The organism is Caballeronia telluris (assembly GCF_001544495.1).
GTDB classification, from domain to species: domain Bacteria; phylum Pseudomonadota; class Gammaproteobacteria; order Burkholderiales; family Burkholderiaceae; genus Caballeronia; species Caballeronia telluris.
On sequence record NZ_FCNZ02000034.1, the window covers coordinates 39,601 to 45,796 of the forward strand.

At 64.8% G+C, this 6,196-nt stretch carries 4 protein-coding genes; 3 read left to right on the forward strand and 1 reads right to left on the reverse strand.

The genetic code is table 11. The features are described from left to right. Positions 1-89 precede the first annotated feature (89 nt). The 3 genes from AWB66_RS28190 to AWB66_RS28200 are packed head-to-tail and all read left to right on the forward strand — an operon-like array spanning position 90 to position 4,740. A complete protein-coding gene (locus tag AWB66_RS28190) occupies positions 90-3,011 on the forward strand; it encodes a molybdopterin oxidoreductase family protein (protein ID WP_087633354.1) in 2,922 nt (973 codons plus the stop codon). A gap of 13 nt (positions 3,012-3,024) precedes the next feature. Further along, entirely contained in the window at positions 3,025-3,759 is a 735-nt protein-coding gene (locus AWB66_RS28195; protein ID WP_087633355.1) for a 4Fe-4S dicluster domain-containing protein, read from the forward strand. 21 nt (positions 3,760-3,780) lie between these two features. Further along, on the forward strand, positions 3,781-4,740 hold the full coding sequence (locus AWB66_RS28200; protein ID WP_087633356.1) for a dimethyl sulfoxide reductase anchor subunit family protein: 960 nt from the start codon (positions 3,781-3,783) through the stop codon (positions 4,738-4,740). Positions 4,741-4,792: 52 nt separating this feature from the next. Here the strand turns inward: AWB66_RS28200 and AWB66_RS28205 are convergent, their stop codons facing one another. Further along, the gene (locus AWB66_RS28205) at positions 4,793-5,950 is read right to left on the reverse strand and encodes a 2-aminoethylphosphonate--pyruvate transaminase (RefSeq protein ID WP_087633361.1); all 1,158 of its coding nucleotides are present in this window, start codon (positions 5,948-5,950) and stop codon (positions 4,793-4,795) included. Between the last annotated feature and the right edge of the window lie 246 nt (positions 5,951-6,196).

The window sequence follows — 6,196 nt, forward strand, 5'->3', positions numbered from 1 at the left end:
TTACTTCTGTATCCACGCCTCCTAGCATCCAGGCATCGGCATCGTCGGCTGGGCGACGCCCGCCGCCGACGCCCGTCCAGGAGGCAGACATGGAACACGGCGCTCGCACGCAAGACGAGAAGCTCGAAGTCAAGACCACTACGTGCTACATGTGCGCATGCCGCTGCGGCATCCGCGTGCATCTGCGCGACGGCGAAGTGCGCTACATCGACGGCAACCCGAATCATCCGCTCAACCAGGGCGTGATCTGCGCGAAAGGCGCATCGGGCATCATGAAGCAGTATTCCCCCGCGCGACTCACGCAACCGCTGATGCGCAAGCAGAACGCAGAGCGCGGCAGCGCGCAGTTCGAACCGGTGTCGTGGGACGTCGCGTTCGCCACGCTCGAAAAGCGCCTCTCTCACCTGCGCGCCACCGATCCGAAAAAGTTCGCGCTCTTCACCGGCCGCGACCAGATGCAGGCGCTGACCGGTCTCTTCGCCAAGCAGTTCGGCACGCCCAACTACGCGGCGCACGGCGGCTTCTGCTCGGCGAACATGGCGGCCGGCATGATCTATACGATCGGCGGCTCGTTCTGGGAATTCGGCGGACCCGATCTCGACAGCGCCAAACTCTTCCTGATGATCGGCACGGCCGAGGACCATCACTCGAATCCGCTCAAGATCGCTCTCTCGAAGTTCAAGCGCGCGGGCGGACGCTTCATCGCGATCAATCCGATCCGCACGGGCTACGCCGCGATCGCCGACGAATGGGTGCCGATCCGCCCGGGCACCGATGGCGCGCTCTTCATGGCGCTGATCCACGAACTGATCGCCGCCGATGCTTACGACCACGAGTTCGTCGCGCGCTTCACGAACGCGGCCGAGCTGCTGGATGTGAACGAAACGAGCGACAGCTTCGGTCTGTTCGTCAAGGATCCGCACATCGACGAAGGCAATCCGCTCTTCCCGCAAAATCACCTGTGGTGGGATCGCGCGAGCAATCGTGCCGTGCCGCACCACGCGCCGGACGCGCAGCCCGCGCTCGATGGCCGCTATACGCTCGACGACGGCACGCCGGTGCGTCCGTCGTTCGCGTTGCTCAAGGAGCGCGTCGCGGACTGCACGCCGGAGTGGGCCGAGACAATCACCGGCATCCCCGCCGCGACGATCCGGCGCATCGCCGCCGAGATGGTGCAGGTGAGCCGCGACCACAAGATCACGCTGCCGATCCCCTGGACCGACGCATGGGGCAAGACCCACGAGACCGTGACGGGCAACCCGGTCGCCTTTCACGCGATGCGCGGGCTCGCGGCGCACTCGAACGGCTTCCAGTCGATCCGCGCGCTGGCCGTGCTGATGTCCTTGCTCGGCACCATCGACCGGCCGGGCGGCTTTCGCCACAAGGCGCCGTTTCCGCGCGCGGTGCCGCCGTCGGCGAAACCGCCAAATCATCCCGATCAGGTCAAGCCCAATACGCCGCTCGCCAACGGTCCGCTCGGCTGGCCCGCCGCGCCCGAGGATCTCTTCATCGACGACGCCGGCGGCCCGGTGCGCATCGACAAGGCGTTCTCGTGGGAGTATCCGCTCGCGGTCCACGGCGTGATGCACAGCGTCATCACGAACGCTTGGCGCGGCGATCCGTACCCCATCGACACGCTCATGATCTTCATGGCGAACATGGCGTGGAATTCGTCGATGAACACGATGGAAGTGCGCCGCATGCTCGCCGACAAGCACGAGAACGGCGAGTACAAGATTCCGTTCATCGTCGTGTGCGATGCGTTCCAGTCGGAGATGACGGCCTTCGCCGATCTGATCCTGCCGGACACGACGTATCTGGAACGGCACGACGCGATGTCGATGCTCGATCGCCCGATCTCCGAGTTCGACGGTCCCGTCGATTCGGTGCGCGTGCCCGTCGTGCCGCCGACGGGCGAATGCAAGCCGTTCCAGGAAGTGATCGTCGAACTCGCGGGCCGCCTGAAGCTGCCCGCGTTCATGACGCCGGAAGGCAAGCGCAAGTATCGCGACTATCCGGACTTCATTGTCAATCACCAGACGGCACCGGGCTCGGGCGTCGGCTTTCTGATCGGCTGGCGCGGCAAGGACGGGCAGGATGCGCTCGTCGGCGAGCCGAATCCGCGTCAGTGGGAGGAATACGCGAAGCACGACTGCGTCTTCCATTACAGGATGCCCGAGACGTTGCAATACATGCGCAATTGCAACGGACCCTACCTGCAATGGGCCGTCGAGAAGGGTTTTCGCAAGTTCAAAGAGCCGATCCTGATACAGCTCTATTCCGACGTGATGCAGAAATTCCGCCTCGCCGCGCAAGGGCGCACGAAGGGGCGGCAGCCGCCGGATCATTTGCGCGCGCGCGTCGAGCAGTATTTCGATCCGCTGCCGTTCTGGTACGCGCCGCTCGAACGCGACTCCACCGATCTCGCGCGCTTTCCGCTCGCCGCGGTCACGCAGCGGCCGATGGCGATGTATCACTCGTGGGATTCGCAGAACGCGTGGCTGCGGCAGATTCACGGCGAGAACATGCTGTACATGAACCCGAAGATGGCGCGCGAGAACGGCATCGAGGATGGCGGCTGGATTTACGTCGAATCGCAATGGGGCAAGGTCCGCTGCATGGCGCGCTACAGCGAAACGGTCGAGCCCGGCACCGTGTGGACCTGGAACGCGATCGGCAAGGCGGCGGGCGCGTGGAACCTTGGCGCCGATGCCAACGAATCGCAGCGCGGCTTCCTGCTCAACCATCTCATCACGGACGAATTGCCCGGCGCCACGCCGAACGACGCGCGCTACTCGAACTCCGATCCGATCACGGGACAGGCCGCGTGGTACGACGTGCGCGTGCGCGTCTATCCCGCCGAGGCCGACGCCGATCACACGCTGCCGCAGTTCGCGCCGATGCACGGCGTGCCCGGCATGACAGGCGTGATCCAGCGCGTGGTGCAGACCTACTTCGCGGGACGCGGCGAATTTGCGGCGCGTCTTCGCAACACCGTCAAGCGCAACTGACGAGGAGACCGACATGACCCAGATGGCGCTCGTAATCGACTTGAACGTCTGCGTGGGATGCCACGCATGCGTGACGAGCTGCAAGGAGTGGAACACGTCGGGCGAGGCTGGCAGTCTCGCCGATTCGCGTCCGTACGACGCCGATCCTTCCGGCACGTTCTTCAATCGCGTGCAGACCTACGAAGCCGGCGAGTTCCCGCTCGCCGACACGATCCATTTTCCGAAGTCGTGTCTGCACTGCGAGGACCCGCCATGCGTGCCGGTCTGTCCGACCGGCGCGAGCTACAAGCGCAAGGAGGACGGCCTCGTGTTGGTCGATTTCGACAAGTGCATCGGCTGCAAGTACTGCGCGTGGGCGTGCCCCTACGGCGCGCGGGAACTCGACGAAGAGCGCAAGGAGATGACCAAGTGCACGCTGTGCGCGGATCGCATTTATAACGAGGCGCTTCCCGAGCGCGATCGCAAGCCCGCGTGCGTGCTGGCGTGCCCGACGTCGGCGCGGCTCTTCGGCGACATCCACGATCCCGAGTCGGTCGTATCGAAAGCGATTCGCGAGCGCGGCGGCTATCAGCTGATGCCCGAATGGGAGACGAAGCCCGCCAACCACTACCTGCCGCGCCAGCCGGTGAATTCGTGCGGCAGCGGCGGCTCGTGTTCGTGCCAGCCGGAGAACGCCGAATCCATGCCGCTCGACATGCAGATGGAGCGCGGCGAAATCAACCTGGCGTCGATGGCCGTGCGCGTCTGATCATTCTTTTCGGAGCAACACATGAAACCCGCATTTTCCGTCGTGTTCCTCACGACATTGAGCGGTGCCGCGCAAGGCTTGCTCATCGCGCTCGTCGGCGTGGAGGCCGCGCTTCGGCTGGGTCTGTTGTCCGCGAGTGCAGCGCCGTCGCAGATGTTCTTTATCGTCGGCGCGGCGATTGCGGTCGTGCTCGGCGGGCTTGGGCTTCTCGCGTCGTTCTTCCATCTCGGGCATCCCGAGCGCGCCTGGCGCGCGATCGCCATGTGGCGCACGTCGTGGCTCTCACGCGAGTGCCTCTGCCTGCCCGCGTTCCTCGCGTGCGCAGCGGCGTATGGCGTCGCGCACGGATTCGGCTCGCCGTGGTCACTCGCGATCGGCGTGCTCGGCGTGATCGCTTGCGGCGCGCTCTTCGTTTGCACCGCGATGATTTACGCGTGCCTGCGCTTCCTGCAAGAATGGGCGACGCCGCTCACGATGGTCAACTTCGTGCTACTCGGCTGCGCGTCGGGCTTCACGCTCGCGACCGCATGCGCCGCGTGGCTCGCGCCGACGCTCACCGCCGCGCTCGCCGCCTGCGCCTGCACGCTTACGCTTGCGGGCTGCGCGAGCCGCGTCGCGTCATTGAGGCGCAACGCGCGCCTGCGTCCGAAGTCGACGGTGCAAAGTGCAACCGGCATCAAGGGGCCGAACGTCGTGCAGAAATCGCGTGGGTTCACCGCCGGCGCGTTCAATCTGCGCGAGTTCTTTCATGGACAGACGCCCGGCGCGCTGCAGCGGATCAAGTGGACGTTTCTCGTCGGTGCGTTCGCTTTGCCGATCGTGCTGATGGTGCTGGGGGCGGGTGCGTCGTCGGTCGGGGTGTCCATCGCGCTGTTGTGCGCGGCCTGTGTGACGCAGTATTCGGGGCTCGTCGCGGAGCGGTGGTTCTTCTTCGCCGAAGCGCGGCATCCGCAGAATATTTATTACGCGCGGGCTTCGTGATGGCACAGCAGTCAGCCACCCCTCCGCGCTCCCGTCCGACAACGCTCAGCCGTCAAGCCGCCTGCGCTCCCGCGCCGCCCACGCCCATCGACTGCAGCATCTCGCGCACGGCGTCGAGCGCGGCGCGCATCTCCCGCTCCCCAATCCTGCCGATACAGCCGATGCGAAACGAATCCGCGACCGTCAGCTTGCCGGGATAAATCACGAAGCCGCGTTCCTTCAAGCCGTCGTAGAAGCGCTGAAAATCGAAACGCGCATCGTCGAGCATGTGGAACGTCACGATGATCGGCGCCTGCCAATCCGCCGCCAGAAGCGGCCTGAAGCCGAGCGCCGTCATCCCTTCGATCAGCACGCGGCAATTGTTGCGATAACGCTCGCCGCGCCCCGCCACACCGCCTTCGTCCTCGAATTCACGCAGCGCCTGATGCAGCGCGACGATGACATGCGTCGGCGGCGTAAAGCGGTACTGGCCGGTCTTTTCGAAATTCGACCATTGGTCGTGCAGGTCGAGCACGAGGGTCGTCGCATTGCCTTGCGACGCTTCGAGCGCCGCGCGCCGGCAGATCACGAACCCGAGGCCCGGCACGCCCTCGATGCACTTGTTCGACGAAGCCGTGATCGCTTCGGCGCCCACCGCGCGCGCATCGAGCGGCACGGCGCCGAACGCGCTCATCGAATCGATCAGAAAGCCCTTCCCATAACGCGCCGCGAGCGCGCCGATGTCCGCGACCGGATTGAGAATGCCCGACGTGGTCTCGCAATGCACCGCGAACACGTGCGTGATCGACGGCGTGCGCTTCAGGATCGACTCGACCTTCTTCAGATCGGGCGGCGCGTCTTCGGCCGTCTGATGAACGACGGCCTTGCGTCTGGCGATATCCAAAATGCGCTTGGCGCGCAGCCCATACGCGCCGTTGATCAACACGAGCACCTTGCCGTCGCGCGGCACGAGGCTCGTCAGCATCGCCTCGATCGCAAAGGTGCCGGAGCCCTGCACGGGCACGGTCACGTATTCGTCGCCGCCATTGGCGATGTCGCGCAACTGCGCAAGCACGGACTGGTTGATCGCGACGAAGTTCGCGTCGCGCGAACCCCAGTCGTGCAGCATCGCGGCCTTCACGGTGCGCGACGTGGTCAGCGGACCCGGCGTCAGGAGAAACGGATCGCCGGTTTCGGAGGCAAAAGGCGTGACTGGCTTGGAATGGGACATGGTTTCGTCAGAAGTCGTGGCGAGATCGGTCGTCAGGGTATACGACATCGGCCCGGTTGCGCTGGTTTCGCGGCCCCGACGCGTCGCGGGCGGCACAGGCGCGTGTCGCTATTTTAGATACAAATCATCCCGAATAATAGATTTTATCGGTTGACGATCGCCGGGTCGATGATCTACATTTGATCCAACACGCTGTTTTCGGAACCATATGTTCCGTTTTATTCAAACACCGGAGACGTCACACCA

Excerpts from the sequence above, each read along its gene's own strand:
- AWB66_RS28190 (WP_087633354.1), top strand. The coding sequence starts at position 90 with ATGGAACACGGCGCTCGCACGCAAGACGAGAAGCTCGAAGTCAAGACC.
- AWB66_RS28195 (WP_087633355.1), top strand. The coding sequence starts at position 3,025 with ATGACCCAGATGGCGCTCGTAATCGACTTGAACGTCTGCGTGGGATGC.
- AWB66_RS28200 (WP_087633356.1), top strand. The coding sequence starts at position 3,781 with ATGAAACCCGCATTTTCCGTCGTGTTCCTCACGACATTGAGCGGTGCC.
- AWB66_RS28205 (WP_087633361.1), bottom strand. The coding sequence starts at position 5,950 with ATGTCCCATTCCAAGCCAGTCACGCCTTTTGCCTCCGAAACCGGCGAT.